The sequence below is a fragment of the Aeromonas simiae genome (assembly GCF_000820125.1).
GTDB classification, from domain to species: Bacteria; Pseudomonadota; Gammaproteobacteria; order Enterobacterales; family Aeromonadaceae; genus Aeromonas; species Aeromonas simiae.
The window spans coordinates 1-20637 of sequence record NZ_CDBY01000046.1 but is presented as its reverse complement, the minus strand read 5'-3'; the positions used below and the strand labels follow the sequence as shown (position 1 = coordinate 20637).

The 20637-nt window shown below is 63.5% G+C and carries 22 protein-coding genes; 17 read left to right on the top strand and 5 right to left on the bottom strand.

The genetic code is table 11. From position 1 onward, the window contains the following. The first annotated feature begins 9 nt into the window (after positions 1-9). The 7 genes from BN1134_RS19220 to BN1134_RS08275 all read left to right on the top strand — a co-directional run bounded on the left by BN1134_RS19220 (position 10) and on the right by BN1134_RS08275 (position 5359). Positions 10-171 (top strand): DUF697 domain-containing protein, encoded by a 162-nt coding sequence (locus BN1134_RS19220; RefSeq protein ID WP_269746958.1) that lies wholly within the window; start codon positions 10-12, stop codon positions 169-171. A gap of 111 nt (positions 172-282) precedes the next feature. Then, positions 283-1077: a phenylalanine 4-monooxygenase gene (gene phhA / locus BN1134_RS08300; protein WP_042046535.1), complete on the top strand. Its 795-nt coding sequence runs from the start codon at positions 283-285 to the stop codon at positions 1075-1077. A gap of 23 nt (positions 1078-1100) precedes the next feature. After that, positions 1101-1436 carry a 4a-hydroxytetrahydrobiopterin dehydratase gene (locus BN1134_RS08295; protein ID WP_042046533.1) on the top strand — a complete coding sequence of 112 codons (336 nt, stop codon included), beginning with the start codon at positions 1101-1103 and terminating at the stop codon, positions 1434-1436. Between the two features lie 136 nt (positions 1437-1572). Beyond that, positions 1573-3120: a transcriptional regulator TyrR gene (gene tyrR, locus BN1134_RS08290; protein ID WP_042046532.1), complete on the top strand. Its 1548-nt coding sequence runs from the start codon at positions 1573-1575 to the stop codon at positions 3118-3120. Further along, entirely contained in the window at positions 3101-3658 is a 558-nt protein-coding gene (locus BN1134_RS08285) for a regulatory sequestration protein YfiR (protein ID WP_042046531.1), read from the top strand. The genes tyrR and BN1134_RS08285 overlap by 20 nt, the downstream gene beginning before the upstream one ends. Further along, entirely contained in the window at positions 3655-4950 is a 1296-nt protein-coding gene (locus BN1134_RS08280) for a diguanylate cyclase DgcN/YfiN (protein ID WP_052449449.1), read from the top strand. The genes BN1134_RS08285 and BN1134_RS08280 overlap by 4 nt, the downstream gene beginning before the upstream one ends. Next, positions 4892-5359, top strand: coding sequence for an outer membrane lipoprotein YfiB (locus tag BN1134_RS08275; RefSeq protein WP_042046530.1), 468 nt, complete (start codon positions 4892-4894; stop codon positions 5357-5359). Before BN1134_RS08280 ends, BN1134_RS08275 begins: the two co-directional genes overlap by 59 nt. A gap of 60 nt (positions 5360-5419) precedes the next feature. Here BN1134_RS08275 and BN1134_RS08270 read toward each other — a convergent pair whose 3' ends face one another. Continuing rightward, positions 5420-6148, bottom strand: coding sequence for a TerC family protein (locus tag BN1134_RS08270; protein ID WP_042046529.1), 729 nt, complete (start codon positions 6146-6148; stop codon positions 5420-5422). 109 nt (positions 6149-6257) lie between these two features. Between BN1134_RS08270 and BN1134_RS08265 the strand changes: the two genes are divergently transcribed. The 4 genes from BN1134_RS08265 (at position 6258) to alr (ending at position 10980) form a co-directional block, all read left to right on the top strand. Beyond that, entirely contained in the window at positions 6258-7367 is a 1110-nt protein-coding gene (locus tag BN1134_RS08265; RefSeq protein ID WP_042046528.1) for an ATP-NAD kinase family protein, read from the top strand. 83 nt (positions 7368-7450) lie between these two features. Continuing rightward, positions 7451-7729, top strand: coding sequence for a YfcL family protein (locus tag BN1134_RS08260; protein ID WP_042046527.1), 279 nt, complete (start codon positions 7451-7453; stop codon positions 7727-7729). A gap of 92 nt (positions 7730-7821) precedes the next feature. After that, positions 7822-9486 (top strand): AMP-binding protein, encoded by a 1665-nt coding sequence (locus BN1134_RS08255; protein ID WP_042046525.1) that lies wholly within the window; start codon positions 7822-7824, stop codon positions 9484-9486. Positions 9487-9882: 396 nt separating this feature from the next. Then, positions 9883-10980 carry an alanine racemase gene (gene alr / locus BN1134_RS08250; protein WP_042046523.1) on the top strand — a complete coding sequence of 366 codons (1098 nt, stop codon included), beginning with the start codon at positions 9883-9885 and terminating at the stop codon, positions 10978-10980. 50 nt (positions 10981-11030) lie between these two features. Here the strand turns inward: alr and BN1134_RS08245 are convergent, their stop codons facing one another. From BN1134_RS08245 to BN1134_RS19650, 3 genes are all read right to left on the bottom strand, one after another. After that, positions 11031-11435 carry a GFA family protein gene (locus tag BN1134_RS08245; protein ID WP_042046522.1) on the bottom strand — a complete coding sequence of 135 codons (405 nt, stop codon included), beginning with the start codon at positions 11433-11435 and terminating at the stop codon, positions 11031-11033. A gap of 120 nt (positions 11436-11555) precedes the next feature. Further along, positions 11556-13241, bottom strand: a complete 1686-nt coding sequence (locus BN1134_RS08240; protein WP_042046521.1) for an aspartate:alanine antiporter — start codon at positions 13239-13241, stop codon at positions 11556-11558. 138 nt (positions 13242-13379) lie between these two features. Beyond that, positions 13380-13562, bottom strand: a complete 183-nt coding sequence (locus BN1134_RS19650; protein ID WP_156991714.1) for a hypothetical protein — start codon at positions 13560-13562, stop codon at positions 13380-13382. A 3-nt stretch (positions 13563-13565) separates the two neighbouring features. Between BN1134_RS19650 and BN1134_RS08235 the strand changes: the two genes are divergently transcribed. From BN1134_RS08235 to BN1134_RS08225, 3 genes are all read left to right on the top strand, one after another. Further along, complete coding sequence (locus tag BN1134_RS08235; RefSeq protein WP_042046520.1) at positions 13566-14759, top strand: methyltransferase; 1194 nt, start codon at positions 13566-13568, stop codon at positions 14757-14759. A 65-nt stretch (positions 14760-14824) separates the two neighbouring features. Beyond that, on the top strand, positions 14825-15307 hold the full coding sequence (locus BN1134_RS08230; RefSeq protein WP_042046519.1) for a cupin domain-containing protein: 483 nt from the start codon (positions 14825-14827) through the stop codon (positions 15305-15307). A gap of 55 nt (positions 15308-15362) precedes the next feature. Further along, a complete protein-coding gene (locus BN1134_RS08225) occupies positions 15363-15692 on the top strand; it encodes a hypothetical protein (protein WP_042046518.1) in 330 nt (109 codons plus the stop codon). A gap of 1 nt (position 15693) precedes the next feature. Here BN1134_RS08225 and smrB read toward each other — a convergent pair whose 3' ends face one another. Then, positions 15694-16218, bottom strand: a complete 525-nt coding sequence (gene smrB, locus BN1134_RS08220) for an endonuclease SmrB (protein ID WP_042046517.1) — start codon at positions 16216-16218, stop codon at positions 15694-15696. 68 nt (positions 16219-16286) lie between these two features. On the opposite strand from smrB, the gene prmB reads away from it, so the two are divergent. From prmB to BN1134_RS08205, 3 genes are all read left to right on the top strand, one after another. Then, a complete protein-coding gene (gene prmB, locus BN1134_RS08215; protein WP_042046516.1) occupies positions 16287-17222 on the top strand; it encodes a 50S ribosomal protein L3 N(5)-glutamine methyltransferase in 936 nt (311 codons plus the stop codon). Between the two features lie 14 nt (positions 17223-17236). Continuing rightward, positions 17237-18325 (top strand): chorismate synthase, encoded by a 1089-nt coding sequence (gene aroC / locus BN1134_RS08210; protein ID WP_042046513.1) that lies wholly within the window; start codon positions 17237-17239, stop codon positions 18323-18325. A gap of 205 nt (positions 18326-18530) precedes the next feature. Then, positions 18531-19919, top strand: coding sequence for a DEAD/DEAH box helicase (locus BN1134_RS08205; RefSeq protein WP_042046511.1), 1389 nt, complete (start codon positions 18531-18533; stop codon positions 19917-19919). Positions 19920-20637: the final 718 nt, after the last annotated feature.

The following is a 20637-nucleotide window of genomic DNA, read 5'->3' as shown; positions in this document are numbered from 1 at the left end:
GCACAAGGGGTGGGGGCGGGGCTGCTCACCGCCCGCCTTGGGATCAAGGTGATGGAGACCTGCCGCCCCATTCCCTGGCAGGGCGAGGAGCGGCCCAGGCTGGCCCAGTACCGCAAGGCGCTGGTGGAGAAGGTGACCGGCTACCTCACCCGCCGTCCCGACGCGTCATAGTTGTAACGATATTGTTACGTCTTGTCCTGGCAGCCATCGTTCGCGGTGGCTGCTGTTTTTCGGGCCGAGCCGGTATCTTGAGCCATAAGACCTGTCGATGTGGAAGCGGCCATGAAAGCGACTCCTTATGTGGCTCACGCGCCCGGCCCGGATGGTCGGATCCCTTGGAGCGAGGTGGAAAACGCCACCTGGCAGACCCTGATCGCCCGGCAAAGTGCCGAGTTGCCGGGGCGGGCCTGTGACGAGTACTGCGCCGGGTTGGCCCGCCTGAACTTGCCGCGAACCCGGGTGCCGCAACTGGCCGAGGTGGGGCAGGTGCTGGAGGCCACCACCGGCTGGTCGGTGGCGGCGGTGCCGGCGCTCATCTCGTTTGATCGCTTTTTCTCGCTGCTGGCGCAGCGCCGCTTCCCGGTGGCCACCTTCATCCGCCGCCCGGAAGATCTCGATTACCTGCAAGAGCCCGACATCTTCCACGAGATCTACGGCCACTGCCCTTTGCTCACCAACCCGGCGTTTGCCCACTTCACCCAGGTCTATGGGCAGTTGGGGCTGGCAGCGTGCAAGGAGGAGCGGGTCTATCTGGCGCGTCTTTACTGGTTCACGGTGGAGTTTGGCCTGCTGCGCACTGCCGCTGGGCTGCGCATTTATGGCGGGGGGATCCTCTCTTCCATCGGCGAGACCCGTTACGCCCTCGGCGCCGTCCCCCAGGTGGCGGAATTTGATCTCATCGAGGTGCTGCGCACCCCGTATCGCATCGACATCATGCAGCCGCTCTATTTTGCCCTGGGCCGCCTGGACGATCTGTTCGAGCTGGCCGAGCGCGACATCATGGGGGCGGTGCACCAGGCGATGCGCCTCGGGCTGCGGGCGCCCCTGTTTCCCCCTAAGCCGGCGCTGGCTGGTTGAGCACAACGAGAAGGAGTGACCCTATGACCGAACTGGCCGCCCAACATTGCGATGCCTGCCGCGCCGATGCCCCCAGGGTGAGCGAGGCCGAGCTGGCGGAGCTGATGCACGCCATCCCTGACTGGCAACCGGTGGAAGAGGAGGGGGTATTGATGCTCAGGCGCGTCTTCACCTTTCGCAACTTCAAAGAGGCGCTGGCCTTTACCAACCGGCTTGGGGCGCTGGCCGAGGCCGAGTTTCACCACCCCGCCATCCTGACCGAATGGGGAAGGGTGACCGTCACCTGGTGGACCCACAAGATAGGGGGGCTGCATCGCAACGACTTCATCATGGCGGCGCGCAGCGACCAACTGTTCTGATTGTGTCCACTTCTGTCCGGGTTCGCCGCGTGATCCGTGGCGAACCCGCATTTTTTCCGGCCAAGGCTCGAACCTGGTCAGGTGAGTCTGTATCATCCGCGGATAATGCTACCGTCTGCAAGGATACGAACCTTACATGCGTCTCGAAGTGAGCTGCGAAGACCGCCTGGGCCTGACCCGTGAGCTGCTCGATCGCCTGGTGGAGCGCAATATCGATCTGCGGGGTATCGAGATCGACACCACGGGCATCATCTATCTGAACTTTCCCGAGCTCGATTTCGCCGATTTTCAACACCTGATGCCGGAAATCCGCCGCATTCCCGGCGTTTATGACGTCAAGACCATCCCCTTCATGCCCTCGGAGCGCGAGCACCACGAGATCCGTGCCCTGCTCAAGGCGCTGCCCGATCTCATCTTCTCGCTCGATGCGCGTGGCCGTATCAATCAGGCCAACCAGGCTGCGCTGTCGGCGCTCGGCTCGAGCCTGGAGGAGCTCAAAGGGGCGGCCCTTGGCCACCACATCAAGGGGTTTGCCTTCAGCCGCTGGCTCGAGTCGGGCGATCCCAAGGCGCAGACCTGCAAGCTGGGCTTTGCCGGCGAGGAGTACTTGGCCGATCTCATTCCGCTCTATGTGCCGGGGGAGCGCGAGGGACAGGCGCTGGCCGGTGCCGTGGTGGTGCTGAAATCGGCGCGCCGGGTGGGGATGCACTTCAACGCCCTGCATGCGGACGAAATCGGCGGTTTTGAGCACATCCAGACCCAGAGCAACCGCATGAAGCAGGTGCTGGCCGAGGCGGCCAAGCTGGCCATGCAGGATGCCCCCTTGCTGCTGATGGGTGAAACCGGTACCGGCAAGGAGTTGCTGGCCCGAGCCTGCCACGGCGCCAGCCTGCGCTCGAGCCGCCCCTTCATGGCACTCAACTGCGCCGCCATGCCCGACAACGTGGCCGAGAGCGAGCTGTTTGGCTATGCGCCGGGCGCCTTTGGCAACAACACCGAGGGCAAGCGCGGCGTGCTGGATCTGGCCAGTGGCGGCACCCTGATGCTCGACGAGATTGGTGACATGTCGCCGCACTTGCAGACCAAGTTCCTGCGGGTGTTGCAAGATGGGGTCTTTCGCCGGGTGGGGGACGAGCAGGAGGTGCAGGTCAACGTGCGCTTCATCTGCACCACCCAGAAGAACCTGCTGGAGTTGGTGGGCCAGGGCAAGTTTCGCGAGGATCTCTTCTATCGCCTCAACGTGCTGAGCCTGACCCTGCCCCCCTTGCGCGAGCGCAAGGCCGATATCGTGCCGCTGGCCCAGGAGTTCGTGGCGCGCTTTGCCACCGAGTTGCAGCGCAGCCGGCCGCGCTTTAGCCGCAATCTGGGTGACTACCTGCAAGCCTATCGCTGGCCGGGCAACGTGCGGCAGCTGCGCAACAGCCTCTATCGCGCCATGACGCTGCTCGATGGGGATGAGCTCGGCCCCGAGCAGATCGATCTGCCGGCGGATAGCGAGCCGATGCCTGCCATCGACGAGTGGTTCGAAGGGGATCTCGACGAGGCGGTCAAGCGCTTCGAGCGGCGCCTGCTCGAGCGGCTCTATCCACAGTTTCCTTCGACCCGCCAACTGGCCAAACGGCTGGGGGTCTCCCACACGGCGATCGCCAACAAATTGCGTGAATATGGTCTTGGTAAGAAATAAGGGGTGGCTGCGAGCGCTGCTCGTGGTCACTGGGCTGCTGTTGCCCTCCTTGCCGGCCAGCCTGGCGGCGGAGGCCATGAGTGCCGAGCTTTGCGCGGTCGCCGTCAACGACGTGGTCATCGATATCATCACCTATACCCGCTGGCCGCATCCCATCTCTGCCTTGCAGATGTGCATTGCGGGGCAAACCGCCTATGCCGGCAGCCTGCTCGGTCTTAAGCACAACCATGAGGGGCGGGTGCTCGTCACCCGCCGCATCGATCTGGCCGAGCCGGCGCCGTTCGATGGCTGTGATGTCGTCTATCTGGGAAAGATGGACTCTGCGCAGCGGGAGGCCTTACCGGATCTGCTCAATGGGCGCGGTGTATTAGCGATTGAAGAGGATAATCCGGGTTGTGAACGGGGTGGGATCTTCTGCCTGCGTTTGGGGGAGGATCGCGTCAGTTTCAGTGTCAATCTCGATTCGCTTTCGCGTAGCGGTCTCAAAGTACACCCAGGTGTGCTTAAACTGGGGCGCAAGGGAAGGGGGGCGCAATGAATCACTCGGTTTCACTGCATACCCTGCTGCGGCGGGCCAATCTTGGCAGCATGGCGATGGCGGTCGGACTGGCCACCATTGGCTTGACCCTGGCGGCGCTGTGGGCGTTGCGCGGTTATGCGGTGCACAATCTGGAGCTGGTGGCCCGCTCCATCAGCTATACCACCGAAGCGGCCGTGGTGTTTGGGGATCGGGAAGCGGCGCTGGGCATGGTGCGCGAGATTGCGCGTCGTGAAGAGGTCTCCGATGTCATGTTGCGCCTGCCCGATGGCAGTGAGTTTGTGCACTGGCGCCGTCCCAACCGGGGTAACTTCGACGCCTTGAGCCGTCAGTTGGCCGGCTGGATCTTACCCAAGCAGATCAGCATGCCGATCCACAGTGAGGAGCGGGTGGTGGCCACCTTGGATCTCGAAGCCCATGGCACGACGCTGCTCACCTTCACCATCATTGTGATGATCGCCATCATCGGCTGTTTGCTGATCAGCGGAGGGGGGGCTTATGTGGTCTCCCAACGCACCCAGCTGCACATCCTCGGCCCACTGCAACAGCTGGCCAAACTGGCCCATGAGGTTCGGCGCAAGCGGGATTTCAGTCAGCGCCTGCCGAGCACCTCGATTGCCGAGTTGGATCAGCTCAATGAGGATTTTAACGCCCTGCTGGGCGAGCTGGAGCGCTGGCAATCCTGGCAAGAAGAGGTGCACGCCACCCTGCGCCATCAGGCCACCCACGACAACCTGACCGGCCTTGCCAACCGGGCGCTGCTCGAAGAGCGCATGGAGCAAGCGCTGGCGCGTTGCCGCAGCGAGCAGCGACCTTTGTGCCTGCTCTACATGGATTGCAACCGCTTCAAGCTGATCAATGACACCTATGGTCACGCGGCCGGTGATGCCGTGCTGGTGACCATTGCCGAGCGACTGCGCACCACGCTGCCCACCTCGGCACTGCCTTCACTGCTGGGAGGGGATGAGTTCGCCATCCTGCTCCAAGGAGAGGATGCCGCCATGGCATCACAACTGGTTGAAGCCTTGCATCAGGTCATGGGGCAGGGGATCACCTTGCCTGACGGGCGGTCACTGGTGGCCACCCTGAGCATCGGCCACAGCCATTGTCCGCCGGTACTGCGCGATATCGACGAGTTGATGCGCGAGGCGGATGAGGAGATGTACCGTGCCAAACAGGCAGCAAGAAACAACAAGGGGGTACACCATCAAACCAAGCAAGACGATACGGCATATGCTGCCGCTACTGTGGATCGGCCTTCTGGGACTGAGCGGGTGCCAGAGTCTTCCTGAGGGGCGTCTCAACCCGACTCAGGTGACCGTGCTCAAAGCGCAAGGCTTTCAGGAGATTGAAGAGGGCTGGGAGCTGGGGTTAAGCAGCAAGGTGCTGTTTGCCAACGAATCCAGCCAGCTCAATGCTCAGAGCAGAGCCAGCGTGCTGCAATTGGGTAAGACGCTCAAGGCGGCCAAGATCGATTGGGCCCGGCTCGACGGCCACACCGACTCTTACGGTGATGCGGAATATAACCAGCAGCTCTCGTTGCGCCGTGCCCAGTCGGTGGCCGACGTGCTGGAAGAGTCGGGCATGCCGCGCGCCAACTTGCAGGTGCGCGGGCTGGGGGCCGATTTTCCGGTCGAGAGCAACGCGAGCCGGGCCAGCCGCAGCCAGAATCGGCGGGTGGCCATCGTCATCACCGATTGAGCACACTGCATTGCAATAAAAAAAGAGCGCCATGGGGCGCTCTTTTACTTTCTGCCGGGATCAGGCCTGCGGCTTGCCGAGGTGGCCGCGCAGGCGAATGTTGATCATCTCGACTGTCAGCGAGAAGGCCATGGCGAAGTAGATGTAGCCCTTCGGAATGTGCAGATCCAACCCTTCTGCCATCAGGGCAAACCCGACCAGCACCAGGAAGGAGAGGGCCAGCATCTTGAGGGTCGGGTGCAGATCGACGAAGTCGCCGATCGGTTTGGCGGCGAACATCATGATGCCGACCGCGATGACGATGGCCATCACCATGACCGGTACGTGGTCGGCCATGCCGACTGCGGTGATCACCGAGTCGAGGCTAAAGACGATATCGAGGATGGCGATCTGGATCAGGGTCGAGACAAAGCCGGCGCCGGCCTTGGCCAGACCGCTCTCGCCCTCTTCACCCCCTTCCATGCTCTGGTGGATCTCGTGGGTACTCTTGGCGATGAGAAACAGCCCCCCCACCAGCAAGATGAGGTCACGCCCGGAGATCTCCTCACCGAGCACGGTGAACAGGGGCTCGGTCAGGCGCATGACCCAGGCCAGCGAGAGCAGAAGCAGGATCCGGGTGCCCATCGCCAACCCCAGCCCGATGATACGGGCCCGTTGGCGCTGCGCGGCGGGCAGACGGCCAACCAGGATGGAGATGAAGATGATGTTGTCGATGCCGAGCACGATTTCGAGCAGGGTCAGGGTCGCCAGGGCTATCCAGGCGGAGGGATCGAGGATCCATTCAAACATGTTGCATACCTTGCAGAGGAGAAACGGCGGCGATTCTAGCGCTGCCGCCTCCCTTGTTCCACTGCTATCAAGAGGTACAATGCCGCTCTCGTCATGAAGGGAGTCTGACATGTTTCGTCTGGGGCTGATTATCAATCCGATCGCCGGCATGGGGGGCACGGTGGCGCTCAAGGGCACCGACGCCATGGCCGAGCGCGCCCGCCAGCTTGGGGCGGTGCCACTGGCCGGCGAACGGGCCCGCGCCGCACTGGGGGAGCTCGTCGGGTTGCCGCTGCAACTGGTGACGGTGGCCGGTGAGATGGGAGAGCACCTGGCGCGCGAGCTGGGCTTTGCCTGTGAGGTGCTCTGGCGGCCGGCCAGTGGCGAGACGTCGGCTGAGGATACCCGGGCGGCGGCGCAGGCCATGTGCGCGGCGGGGGTCGATCTGCTGCTGTTTGCCGGTGGTGACGGCACGGCGCGCGATCTGTGCGCCGCCGTCGGCGCTGGCGTGCATGTGCTTGGCATCCCGGCCGGTTGCAAGATCCACTCCGGCGTCTATGCCGTGACGCCCCAGGCGGCGGGGCGGCTGGTCGCCCGCATGGTCCGCGGTGAGCTGCTCTCCCTGTGCGAAGGGGAGGTGATGGACATCGACGAGGCGGCCTTTCGGGCCGGTCGGGTGCGTACCCGCCATTATGGTGAGCTGCTGGTGCCCCAGGATCTGCGCTTTGTGCAGGCGGTCAAGCTGGCCGGTCGTGAGCACGCGTCGCTGGTATTGCCCGATATCGCGGCCGAGGTGGTCTCGCGCATGGAGCCCGATACCCTCTATCTGATGGGCTCGGGCAGTACGGTGGCGGCCTGCATGGATGAACTGGGTCTCGAAAACACACTGCTCGGTGTGGATCTGGTGGAAAACGGCCGGCTGATCGGGCAGGATCTGCGCGCCGACGAGATCCTTGAACGGATCGCGGGGCGGCCTTGCCGGCTGGTCATCACGCCGATCGGCGGTCAGGGCCATCTGTTTGGACGGGGTAATCAGCAGCTCAGCCCGGCGGTGATCCGCCACATCGGGCCTGAGCAGATCATGGTGGTGGCCACCAAGGCCAAGCTGGCCGCCCTCGCGGGGCGAGCGCTGTTGGTCGATACCGGGGATGAGGCGCTCGACCTTGCCCTTGAGGGGTATCGGCGCATCATCACCGGCTGGCGGGATCAGGTCATCTACCCGGTGGCCAACCCGCGCTAAACCGTCCGGGCAAGGAATCATCATTTTACGTAAGCGCCGGCGAACCCGGCCTGTGAGGCTGCATCATGTCGATTCAAAGTACGTTGTCGATCCAGGAATACGAGCAAAAGCTGCTGGCACTGATCGATCACCAGGTCGCTAGCGCAAGCGATGACGAGCTGTTTGCCGGGGGCTACCTGCGTGGCCATATCTCTCTGGCGGTGGCTCGGGCCGAGCTGGAGGGGCGCAACCTGGTGCGCGATGTCAAAAATTATGTGATGCGAAGCCTCAACGAGGCGATCTTGCAAGGGGAGCTCTCCGATGAAGATCAGGCATTGGTGCTGGCCATGTGGCAACAGTTGCAGCAGCAAGCCGAGGCGTGAGTCACATTTCAAACTCAGGAGCGAGTTTGAGCTTTTCCGATAATTAACAAATCGTTAATAATTTGGGTGCCAACCGTGTAAGGGATTAGACCATGGCCACCCACTCCAAGATTGCCCACCAATTGCCGCTCGAGATGCTCTATCACTGGGAGCGGCACTCTCCTGAACGTATCTACCTGCGCCAGACGATCCAGCGCCAATATGACGATTACAGCTGGTTTCGCGTCGCCGACGAGGCGCGGCGCATGGTGGCGGCCTTGCGCGCGCTCGGCTTGCAGCCAGGGGAGCGCATCGCCTTGCTTTCCAAGAACTGCGCCCAGTGGTTTATCGCCGATCTGGCGTTGCAGATGGGGGGGTATGTCAGCGTGCCTATCTACCCCACCGCCAACAGCGACACCATCGAATACGTGCTGCGTCACAGCGAAGCCAAGGCCATCTTCGTCGGTAAACTCGACGACTGGCAGGCCCAGGCACACGGCGTGCCCGAGGATCTGCTGCGCATCGCCTTTCCCTATCCGACCATGCCGGCGGCGCAGCAGTGGAACGAGCTGCTCGCGGCGCACGAGCCCATCAAGGAGAGCCCGCTGCAAGAGCCCGATGCGCTGCTGAGCCTGGTCTACACCTCGGGCAGCACCGGCAAGCCCAAGGGGGCCATGTTGAGTGTCGAGCGCTATGCCTGGTCCTGCGAGAAGCTGGTCGAGGCGGTGGGGCTCACCGCCGACGATCGCGGCTTCTCTTACCTGCCGCTCGCCCACATTACCGAGCGGGTCTATGTCTACGGCGGCAGCCTCTACAGCGGGGCGACCATCGCCTTCCCCGAGTCCCTCGACACCTTCATCGAAGATGTCAAACGCTGCCGCCCCACCGTTTTCATCTCGGTGCCGCGTCTGTGGGCCATGTTTCGCAGCAAGATCCACGAGAAGCTGCCGCCGCACAAACTGGCGCTGCTGCTGAAAATTCCGCTGCTCAGCGGCCTTATCAAGCGCAAGTTGCGCGAGGGGCTGGGGCTCGACAAGGCGCGGGTGCTCGGCTGTGGCTCGGCACCGGTAGCCCCGGCCCTGTTGCAGTGGTACCACAGCATCGGTCTTGATATCACCGAGGCGTGGGGGATGACCGAAAACCACGCCTACTCGACCCTCAACTACCCGTTTCGCGCCGACAAGATAGGCACGGTGGGGCGGGCCGGCCCCGGCGTCACCATCCGCATCTCAGAGGAGGGGGAGATCCTCTGCCGCTGCGAGGGGATGATGCTCGGTTACTACAAGGATGAGCAGAGCAGCAGGGCCGCCCTGGATGACGATGGCTGGCTGCATACGGGGGACATGGGCAAGCTCGACAGCGAGGGGTATCTCACCATCACGGGGCGGATGAAGGATCTCTTCAAGACCGCCAAGGGCAAGTACGTGGCGCCGGTGCCCATCGAGGGGATGCTGGGTCAGGAGCCGCTCATCGAGCAGCTGTGTGTGATCGGCTATGGCATGCCGCAGCCCCTGGCGCTGGTGCAACTGACCGCTCAGGCCTATCAGGAGGAGCGGGCCGCGCTCGAGCGCATCCTGGAGGCGGCCAGAGAGAAGGTCAACGACCGCCTTGAGCCGCACGCCAGGCTGCGCGGCTTGTTTGTGGTCAAAGAGCCGTGGAACATCGAAAACGGTGTGCTCACCCCCACCATGAAGATCCGCCGCCACTTGCTCGAGCAGCGCTATGCCGAGCTGGGTCATCACTGGCCTGCGGAGCGCAACGTGGTCTGGGAGCGTTAAAGGCGCATAGGAAGAGAAACAGCCCCGCACTGCGGGGCTGTTGCATATTGGCGCCCCGGCTGAGTCGGGCGCTCGATCGCTCGGCAGATCTGCGGGTGGGGGGCGAAAAGGGCGTCACACTGGGGTCGGCAGGGGGAGGCGAATTCGCGTGGGATATTGTGGAGGTCATTGCGCCTGTGATTGGTGGTTTATGAGGAGCATGTCGTGGGGTTTTTATCGGCTGACCGCATTGATGTTTCCTGTTGGTTTTTTATTTTGTTTTTGGTGTTGCGCCTAAGTTAAATTGGGTAAAAAGTCTGTGAATCCTGTCATATACTGCTCGCAGTAACCATGATATCGGCATTATATGGTGCATAGCACCAAGGTGTTGCCGATGGTTGGTAGGGTGTGCCAGTGATGGTGTGGCAGTGGGAACGACAGGAGCGTCGAGTGAGAGCAGAGATCAGTATGGAAGCACTGCACCACAACCTGGGGGTGCTGCGCGAGCGGGCCGGCGAGAGCCGGCTGATGGCGGTGCTCAAGGCCAATGCCTATGGGCACGGCATGCTGGCGCTGGCCGAGGCCTTGGTGCAGGCGGATAGCTACGGGGTGGCACGCATTGAGGAGGGGGTGGCGCTGCGGGCGGCTGGGGTGACCAAGCCAATCCTGATCCTGGGTGGCTTTCAGGGGAGCGAGGCGCTGGCGACGCTGGCCAGATTGGATCTGCAGACCTCGCTGCACTGCGAGGAGCAGTTGGTGGCGCTGGAGCAGGCATCGCTGGCCCGTCCTGTCACGGTCTGGCTCAAGCTGGACACGGGAATGAACCGGCTCGGGATCGGGGCGGCGCAGTTGGCGGATGTGATGGCGCGCCTCTCCCGTTGCCCGAATGTGGCCCAGCCGGTGCATCAGATGACCCACTTTGGTCGCGCCGACGAGCTTGACTGCGACACCACGGCAGAGCAGATCACCCGCTTCTATGCCATGACCCGTGATCTGCCGGGGGACAAGGCGCTGGCCAACTCGGCCGGCCTGCTGGCCTGGCCCGATGCCTGCGGTGACTGGGTGCGTCCCGGACTGGCTCTCTACGGCATCTCCCCCTTTGCCGGTGAGCGTGGCGCCGATCGCGGGTTACGCCCCGTGATGACCCTCAAGAGCCGGCTGATGGCGGTGCGCGAGTGCCCGGCCGGGGCGCCGGTCGGTTATGGGGGGCGCTGGATTGCCCCGCGCGCGACCCGGCTTGGGGTGGTGGCGGCCGGCTATGGGGACGGTTATCCCAGGCTGGCCCCGGAGGGGACGCCGCTGCTGCTCAATGGCCGCGAGGTGCCGATCGTTGGGCGGGTCTCGATGGACATGTTGACGGTCGATCTCGGCCCGGATGCCCGTGACAGGGTGGGGGATGAGGTGGTGCTGTGGGTGGAGGGGCTGCCGGTGGAGCGGGTGGCCGAGTTCGTTGGCACCATTCCCTATGAGTTGGTGACGCGCCTGACTGGGCGGGTGGCGCTTTACCCCACGTAAGATAGTGATCTGCCGTAAACCAAGGGCGCCTGAGGGCGCCCTTGGCGTATTCACTCGTTCGGCTTGGGGGCAAACAGGGCGAAAACCTCGGCGCCGGTGAGCTGCTTGGGCACGTCGGCAAAGCGGTAGTAGGCCGGTTTTTCGTCGATGAAAATGTCGCTGGCGAGGTGAAGGGGGGCGTCCTGAAACAGGCCTGCCGGTAGCTCATACTCACCGCTTTGCACCAACCGATAGAAGAGGTGGCTGCCGCAATGGGGGCAAAAACCCCGCTCGGCCCACTGGGATGAGCGATAGACGCTCGGGGTGGCGCCAGTAAAGTGCACGTCACTGCCGCCGTGCAGCGCCAGCAATGGGCCACCGCCCCAGCGCCGGCACATGCTGCAATGGCAGGCGCCCACCTCGGTTTGATCCGGCGCCGTCACCGTGATAGCGCCGCACAGACAGGTTCCTTGCATGATGCTCTCCTCGTCTCGGGTGAAGGGGGAGTATAGCCACGAAGTGGCGAGGAAAACCCGCAAGGGGATCGCACAAATAAAGACGCCTCCCGAAGGAGGCGTCGCGGCGGGCGGGGCCGGCTAGAACCAGAAACTGATGATAAACGAGCCCGCCAGGGTGAGCATGACGTTGGCCACCGCATAGGTGCCGGCGTAGCCGAGCGCCGGGATCGAGCTGTTGGCCGCCTCGTTGACCACGTCCATGGCCGGGGCGCAGGTGCGGGCCCCTGTGATGGCGCCGAGCAGCAGTGCCGGGTTCATCTTCAGCACCCAGACCCCAAACAGGTAACCCACCAGCACCGGGAGGGCGGTGACGATGAAGCCGGAGAAGAGCACTATGCCCCCCACCTCGCTTAAGTGGGTGAGGATGCCGCTGCCGGCCTTGAGGCCGGTGCTGACCATGAAGACGGCCAGACCCAGATCCTTGGCCAGGCGCAGCGCGCCGGGGGGCACGTAACCCACGGTCGGGTGGTTGGCGCGCAGGTAGCCCATCAGGATGCCGGCCACCAGCAGGCCGACCGCGTTGCCAAGACCGAACTCAATCTGGCCGAACACCAGCGAAACCGAGCCAATCAGCAGCCCCATCACGAAGAAGGTGGTGAAGGCGACCAGATCCGTGGTCTGGCTGTGGATGCTGATAAAACCGATCTTGCTGGCCAGCTGCTTGACCCGCAGCTTCTCGCCGCTTATCTGCAGCACGTCGCCTTTTTGCAGCATGATGTTGCGATCAAAGGGCATCTCAATCTGGGAGCGGACGATGCGGTTGAGAAAGCACCCCTTCTCGGTCAAGTTGAGCTCGGCCAGGTGGCGCCCGACGATGGCGTCGTTCTTGACCACTATCTCCTCGGTGACGATTTGCAGGTCGAGCAGATCCCGGTCGAACACCTCTTTGCCGTTGCGGTAGTTGAGATCGAGCTTCTCGTGGCTCTCCGGGTAGCCCACCAGGGCAATTTCATCGCCCTCCTGAATGATGGCGTCCCCGTCGGGGCTGGCCAGGATGCCGTTGCGGCGCAGCCGCTCCACATAGCAGCCGGTGTGCGGATAGATGCCGGTCTCGCGCAGGGTGCGCCCGCCAATCCAGGCCGCCAGCTCGGGGCCGACCCGGTAGGCGCGGATGATGGGCAGATAGGTCTTGCGGTGCTCGGTGTCGGAGAGGCCGCGCTCGCGGGCGATCTTCTGCGCCTCGGTGGTGAGATCGAGGCGGGCCATCGCCGGCAGATAGCGCACCACCACCATCAGCCCCACCAGCCCCACCAGATAGGTGAGGGCATAGCCGATGCCCATGTTGTCGAGCACCCCTTGCATGTCGGTCTGGTGCGGCAGGTTGAGCAGGCCGCTGCGCAGGGCATCCTGGGCCCCGACCAGGGCCGGGGTCGAGGTGAGCGAGCCGGCCAAGATCCCGGCGGCCATGCCGGGGCCGAGATCGAAGAACTTGGCCAAGCCTACCGTCAGCAGCAGGGCCGAGAGCAGGATCACCAGGGTCAAGGTGATGTAGTGGATGCCGTCACGCAGGAAGACGCTGAAAAAGTGCGGCCCCGCCTCGATACCGACGCAGAAGATAAACAGCATGAAGCCGACGTTCTCGGTCGAGGTGGTGAACTGAAAGCCCATCTGGCCAAACAGCAGGGCGGTGAAGAGCACCCCTATGGTGTTGCCAATCTGGAAGTTGCCGAGGCGCACCTTGCCAAGCAGCAGGCCGAAGGCCAGCACCACAAACAGCAGCAGGGAGTCGCTTTGATGAAGCAGGGTCACAAAATCAATCGTCATTGCCCGGACTAACCGAGAAGTTACAAGGGGCCGCTAGTATGCCCTGTTCATGGTGAACAAAGAAGGGTGCGACAGCGCCTTACGCCAAAAAGCGGCCAGCCGGTAGCACTATCCGCGGCCGGGGAGGGAAATCGGCCTTTAGCGCTCCGGATGGAAGGCTAGGCGCAGTGATTGTGCCGCGCGGCTAACGGGCCGAATGCTGGGATCATGATGGGGCTGCGCCAGCTCAACGAGGCGCCGTGCGCCGCTTTTTTCTGCGGCCTGCGCCGAGCCCCGTGCATTTCGATGGCCGATCGCTAGAATGGCGGCGATCTTCTTCACCGGATGCCCTCTGTGCTCAGCGAACGCTTCTCACGCCTCGACGCCCTGCTCACCGCCACCACTCCCTGCTGGCAGATCCAGCCTTATCATCACACCGCGTTGGCAGGGGCCATCGCAGATCCGGCTCTGGCCCAGGCGCTGACCGGCTTGAGCGATGCACAGGTACAGGCGCTGGAGGCCGATGCTAAGGCGCGCCAGCGCTGGCTCGCCCCTTGGGTCCCGCGAGCGAGCGAGTTGTATGCCCTGGCACAGTTAGCGCCACTCGATGGCGTGCCCGTGCAGGCCAGCGCCTTCCTGGCCCGGGATATCCCTGGGCGAAAATGGGCGCAGATCCTCGCCTTCAGTGCCGCCCTGCCGGCGCACACCGGCCCCTGGCTGGAGTGGTGCGCCGGCAAGGGGCACCTGGGGCGGCTGGTGGCCCTGACCCGGGGCGCGGCGGTGACCAGCCTGGAGTGGCAATCGGCCCTGTGCGAGGAGGGGCGAGCGTTGGCCCAGCGTGACGGCGCCTGCCAGCACTTTGTGCACGGGGATGCCTTCAGCCCCGAGGCCATGGCGCTGATCGAGGCGGAGCAGCACGCCCTGGCCCTGCATGCCTGCGGCGATCTGCACACCACCTTGATTGAGCAGGTGGTGGCCGGGCAGGCGCGGGGGGTGACCCTCTCGCCTTGCTGCTATCACCTGATCCGCGGCGATCACTACCAGCCGCTGAGCCGGGCGGGGCAGCAGAGCGCCCTGCGCCTTGGCAAGGGGGATCTGCGTCTGCCGCTACAGGAGACGGTCACCGCCGGCGCCCGGGTGAGCCGCCTGCGCGAGCAGGAGGTGGTGTGGCGCCTCGCCTTTGACAGTTTGCAGCGCGCCGTGCGCGGCGTAGATCGCTATCTGGCGGTGCCCAACGTGCAAAAAAGCCTGCTCGGGGAGGGGTTTAGCGCCTTTTGCCGCTGGGCGGCCGAGCGCCGTGATCTGACGCTGCCTGAGGTGATTGATGAGGGGTACTGGCTTGCCAAAGGGCGCGAGCGGGCCGCATTGGTTCGGCGCCTTGAGCTGGTGCAGAGCCTGTTTCGCCGTCCGCTGGAGCTGTGGCTGGTGCTGGATCGGGCGCTGCGCCTCGAAGAGGCGGGCTATGTGGTCGAGGTCGGGGAGTTTTGCGCGCGCCCCTTAACGCCGCGCAACATTCTGATCCGCGCCGTGCGTGGCTAACTGCCGCTGCGGCGCCGCTCCTGCTGCATATACTTGGGGCGGACATCAGGATGAGGAGTACCGCCATGGATCGCTATGTACTGCACGCCGACGAGCTGGCTCGGCTTGAGGGGATCCGCAAGACCCACTTTCTCAACAGCGAGGCGCGCCGGGTCAACAAGTCGCTTGGGGATCTGACCGGGCTCACCACCTTGGGGGTGCATCTCATCGAGGTGCCCCCCGGCGGCCTGAGCTCGGAGTTTCACCTGCACCACATGGAAGATGAAGCGGTGTATATCCTCGAGGGGGAGGCGCAGGCGCGCATCGGGGAGGAGACGGTGCACGTGTCGGCGGGGGACTTCATCGGCTATCGCGCCGGGGGGCTTGGCCACAACCTGCGCAATTGCGGGGAGGGGGTGCTGCGCTGCCTGGTGATCGGGGCTCGCCTGGGAAGCGACGTGTGCGACTACCCGGACAAGCAGCAGCGCTTGTTTCGCCACAGCGCCCTGCCGTGGAATCTGGTCAACATGGCCGATATCGACGAGCCGGTGGCGGGTCGCAAGATCTAGCCCGCTTTTTCCTCCCGCGATAAAGTGGCGCACGTCCATCCCCGGAGTGCGCCCCATGCCCATCCCCCTTCATCGTTATGTCGCTGCCCTGCACGGTCGCAGCGCCTTGCCCTTTGTCATCACCCAGCGTCACGCGCAGCGCACAGAGGAGGCGGGGGTGGAGACCTTCTCTGAGCAGGTGGATTACCGCTTCGAGGACGGCGTGGTGCTGCGCTACGAGCTGGAGCTAGACGACCTGGGGGCCGCGCAGGAGGGCGTCTGCGGCGAGTGCTGGATCCGCTACGCCGTGGTCGACACGCCGCAGGGGGTGAGCGTCACACCGGCCAGCAAGGTGTTTAGCAATCTCTGCCAGGCCGGCTTTTGGCTGCGCATGATGCAGGAGTGAATCACTCCTCGATATCGAGCAGCACCAGCAGGGCGCTGTCGCCGCCCCATTCGCGGGGGGCCTGGTGAAAGGCGCGCACCCTGGGGTGCTGGGCCAGCCAAGCGGGAACCCGCTCCTTGAGGATGTGCTTGCCGATGCCGTGCATCACGCAGGCCACGTGCAGGTGTTGCCGCTCGCAGGCTGACAGCAACGCGGCGAGCTCGGCTTTGGCCTGCAACTGGCTGAGGCCGTGCACGTCGAGCAGGATCTCGGGCGGGTAGTCGCCGCGGCGCAGCTTTTTTAGCTCGAACTTGGAGACATCCGCACGCACGTAGCGCATCGGCCCCTCGCTGTCGAGATGGGGGTGAAACTCATCGCTGAAATGGTGCTCAAGCCCAAGGTTTTCGCGCTCAAGACGCAGCTGGCGTTTCTGCTTGACCGGTCTGAACTCGGCACTTATGGTATCTTGCCTGATTTGACGGGTACCCTTGACCGCTTCGCGAAACAGCTGGCGTTCTTCGTCAGTCACATGGGGCGTCTTTTTCATCGGGTGCTCGTCTTTAGGCTCTTGGGTTGGAAAATCTGGGCCGGATATTACTCGACTTGGAGGTGGTTTTGGACAAGATATTTATCGACGAGGTGGTTGCCGAGATGCACACCATCCAGGACATGTTGCGCTGGGCCATGAGCCGCTTCAATGATGCCGGCATCTTTTATGGTCACGGTACCGACAACGCCTGGGATGAGGCCGTGCAACTGGTGCTGCCCGCCCTGCACCTGCCGCCGGACGTCGATCCCGAGATCCGCTACGCCAGGCTGACCCCGAGTGAGCGCCACAAGGTGGCTGAACTTATCATTCGTCGGGTACAGGAGCGCGTTCCCGCGCCCTATCTCACCAACAAGGCGTGGTACGCCGGGTGGGAGTTCTATGTGGACGAACGGGTGCTCATTCCGCGCTCGCCGATCGCCGAGCTGATCGCCCAGCGCTTCGCCCCCTTCCTCAAGCATGAGCCGACCCGGATCATGGACTTGTGCACCGGCTCGGGCTGCATCGCCATCGTCATGGCTCACGAATTCCCACACGCCGAGGTGGACGCCATCGACATCAGCGTCGATGCCCTCAACGTGGCCGAGCGCAACATCGCCGATCACGGCCTCGAGCAGCAGGTGATCCCCATCCGCTCCGATCTGTTTCGCGATCTGCCGGCCGGGGATAAGTACGATCTCATCGTCTCCAACCCCCCCTATGTGGACGCCGAGGACATGTCGGACTTGCCCGACGAGTTCCGCCACGAGCCGGAGCTGGCGCTGGCCTCGGGCTCTGATGGCCTGAAACTCACCAAGCGGATGCTGGCCCATGCCGCCGATTTCCTCAAAGAGGAGGGGGTGCTGGTGGTCGAGGTGGGCAACAGCATGGTGCATCTGGAGGCCGAGTTCCCCGAGATCCCCTTCACCTGGATCGAGTTTGAGAACGGCGGCCACGGCGTCTTCGTCATGACCCGCGACGAGCTGGTCAAGTATCAGGATTATTTCGCCATCTACAAGAATTAAGAGCAGGAGCACTCATGGCAGGGAACAGTTTTGGCCAACTCTTTCGCGTGACCACTTTCGGCGAGAGCCACGGCCTGGCGCTCGGCGCCGTGGTCGATGGCTGCCCGCCGGGGCTTGAGCTATGCGAAGCGGATTTGCAGCGCGATCTCGACCGGCGCAAGCCCGGTACCTCGCGCTACACCACCCAGCGCCGCGAGCCGGACGAGGTGAAGATCCTCTCCGGGGTGTTCGAGGGAAAAACCACCGGCACCTCGATCGGCCTGCTGATCGAGAACACCGATCAGCGCTCCAAGGACTACTCCGACATCAAGGATTTGTTCCGTCCGGGGCACGCCGATTACACCTATCACCAGAAGTACGGCCTGCGCGACTATCGCGGCGGCGGTCGCTCCTCGGCTCGTGAGACCGCGATGCGGGTGGCGGCCGGCGCCATCGCCAAGCAGTACCTTCGGAAGGTGCACGGCATCGAGATCGTGGGGTTTCTCTCCCAACTTGGCCCGATCAAGGCCGAGGCGTTCGATGCCGAGCAAATTGAGCAAAACCCCTTCTTCTTTCCGGATGCGGGCAAGCTGGAGGCGCTCGATGAGTTCATGCGGGCGCTGAAAAAAGAGGGGGACAGCATCGGCGCCAAGGTGCAGGTGGTGGCCCGCAATGTGCCGGTGGGGCTCGGCGAGCCGGTGTTTGACCGCCTCGATGCGGACATTGCCCACGCCATGATGGGGATCAACGCGGTCAAGGGGGTCGAGATCGGTGACGGCTTTGCCGTGGTCGAGCAGAAGGGCTCCCAGCACCGTGACGAGATGAACCCGGACGGTTTTGCCAGCAACCACGCCGGCGGCATCCTGGGCGGCATCTCTTCCGGGCAGGATATTGTGGTGAGCATGGCGCTCAAGCCCACCTCCAGCATCACGGTGCCGGGCAAGACCATCACCACCCATGGTGAGGCGACCGAGATGATCACCCGTGGTCGTCACGATCCGTGCGTCGGTATCCGCGCCGTGCCCATCGCCGAGGCGATGCTGGCGCTGGTGCTGATGGATCACCTGCTGCGCCACCGGGCTCAGAACCTGGGCGTGCATACCGATACGCCGCAACTGCGTTAAGAGACAACAGACGGGCCTGCGGGCCCGTCTGCGATCTCACTCACATTTTTCTCGTCTAACGACCACAAAGCCGTTACACTGCGCGCACCCGCTTGCCCCGTCCGCTCTGCATCCCCGGTGGCAACCCGATATTCCCCTGATCCGGCCGGTCGAGCCTAGCAGAGTAGCCGCACCGTCGCCGCGTCATCTTCCATCAAGGAACTTCATGCAATTTGAATCACTGGGCCTGAGCGCCCCGCTGCTGCGTGCCGTGGCCGAGCAAGGCTATACCACTCCGTCCCCGATCCAGCAGAAGGCCATCCCGGTCGTGCTCGAAGGGCGCGATCTGATGGCGGCCGCTCAGACCGGTACCGGCAAGACCGCCGGCTTTACCCTGCCGATGTTGCAGCGTCTGACCGAGAGCCAGCGCCGCGTCTCTCCGAACCAGGTGCGCGCCTTGGTGCTGGCCCCGACCCGTGAGCTGGCCGCCCAGGTGGGCGAGAGCGTACGCGAGTATGGCAAGCACCTGCCGGTGCGCAGCCACGTGGTGTTCGGTGGGGTCAGCATCAACCCGCAGATGATGGCCATGCGCCGTGGTCTGGACGTGCTGGTGGCCTGCCCGGGTCGCCTGCTCGATCTCTATAACCAGAAGGCGGTGCGTTTCGACGAGCTGGAGATCCTGGTGCTCGACGAAGCGGATCGCATGCTCGACATGGGCTTTATCCGCGACATCCGCAAGATCCTGGCCCTGCTGCCGAAAAAGCGTCAGAACCTGCTCTTCTCCGCCACCTTTGCCGACGAGATCCGCGAGCTGGCCACCGGCCTGCTCAACGATCCGGCCGTGGTCGAGGTCGCCCCGCGCAACAGTACCGCCGAGCGCATCGAGCAGCTGGTGCATCCGGTCGACAAGGCCAACAAGATCCCGCTGCTGACCCATCTGGTGAAGAGCAACGACTGGCAGCAGGTATTGGTCTTCACCCGTACCAAGCACATTGCCAACCGGGTGGCCGAGAAGCTGGAAAAAGAGGGCGTCACCGCCGCCGCCATTCACGGCAACAAGAGTCAAGGGGCCCGTACCCGCGCCCTGGCCGGTTTTAAGGATGGCTCCCTGCGCGTGCTGGTGGCGACCGACATCGCCGCCCGCGGTCTCGATATCGACAAGCTGCCGCAGGTGGTCAACTTCGAGCTGCCGAACGTGGCCGAGGACTATGTGCATCGCATCGGTCGTACCGGCCGTGCCGGCTCTGCCGGTCACGCCATCTCACTGGTGAGTGCCGATGAAGGCAAGCTCATCAAGGGGATCGAGCGCCTCATCAAGCAGACCATCGACAAGCAGCCGGTTGCCGGCTTTGAGCCCTCCCGCGAGACCCAGGAGGCCATCGCCAAGGGGATTGGCCAGCCGCCGCGCAAGGAGCCCCGTGAGCCGGGCGAGCAGCGCCAGGCACCGCGCCGTCCGCAGGCTCCCCGTGGTGAAGGCCAGCCGCGCCGTGAAGGGGCTGGCGCCCCGCGTGGCAACAATGGGGGTAACCGCCAGGGCAAACCGGCGGGTCAGCGCAGCGGTCAGGGGGCTGCCGGTGGGCGCCACAAGCCTGCCACGCGCAGCGGCAATCGCTGAGTTTCATTTCTGTGCAGCAAAAGGCCACCTTCGGGTGGCCTTTTTCATGGAAAGCGCAGAGGGGGCAGTGATTTCCTCTGTCGAGCAGGGTTCAGATAGACGGAGTCACCCGATCCAGCGGCGGAGACGCCGACCTTTATTTTCTGCTGCGGGCGATGTTTAGGTAGCGTTTTCACAGAAAAAAAAACTGGTCGTGCCAGGGAGAAGGGAGAGAGGAGGGGGCGTGTTCCCCCGGTGGAGCAGCGCACTGGCGGGACGTGGGCGTCCGTGCTCTGGGTCACGCTTTGCTGGACTCAGCAGAAAATCGTTTTTGAGATCCCCATCGACGATTTTTGGGGGGAAGAGACGGTAACCCAAGTGGGGCTTGGGCTGGCGCTAGTTACCCACAGAATCTGTGGATAACCCTGTTTATTAAAATTGAAGAAATGGCTGTAGGCCGCATGAACACTGGCTTTGACGCGCTGTAGAAAAAATAGCGCATGAAAAAACTTACATTTAAAAACAATGAGTTAAGTTTGACAGAACAAAATGCTGAAGGGCCGGATCTTAGATAAGATCGGCCAGGGGATAAGAAGATCCCGGATGTGTATTACTTTGCGGATTTGTGGTGCAGGCTGTGGAGAAGTTGCACCTGGATGGTGAGTTCTGTTGGCTCCCCCGACTGGACTCGAACCAGTGACATACGGATTAACAGTCCGCCGTTCTACCGACTGAACTA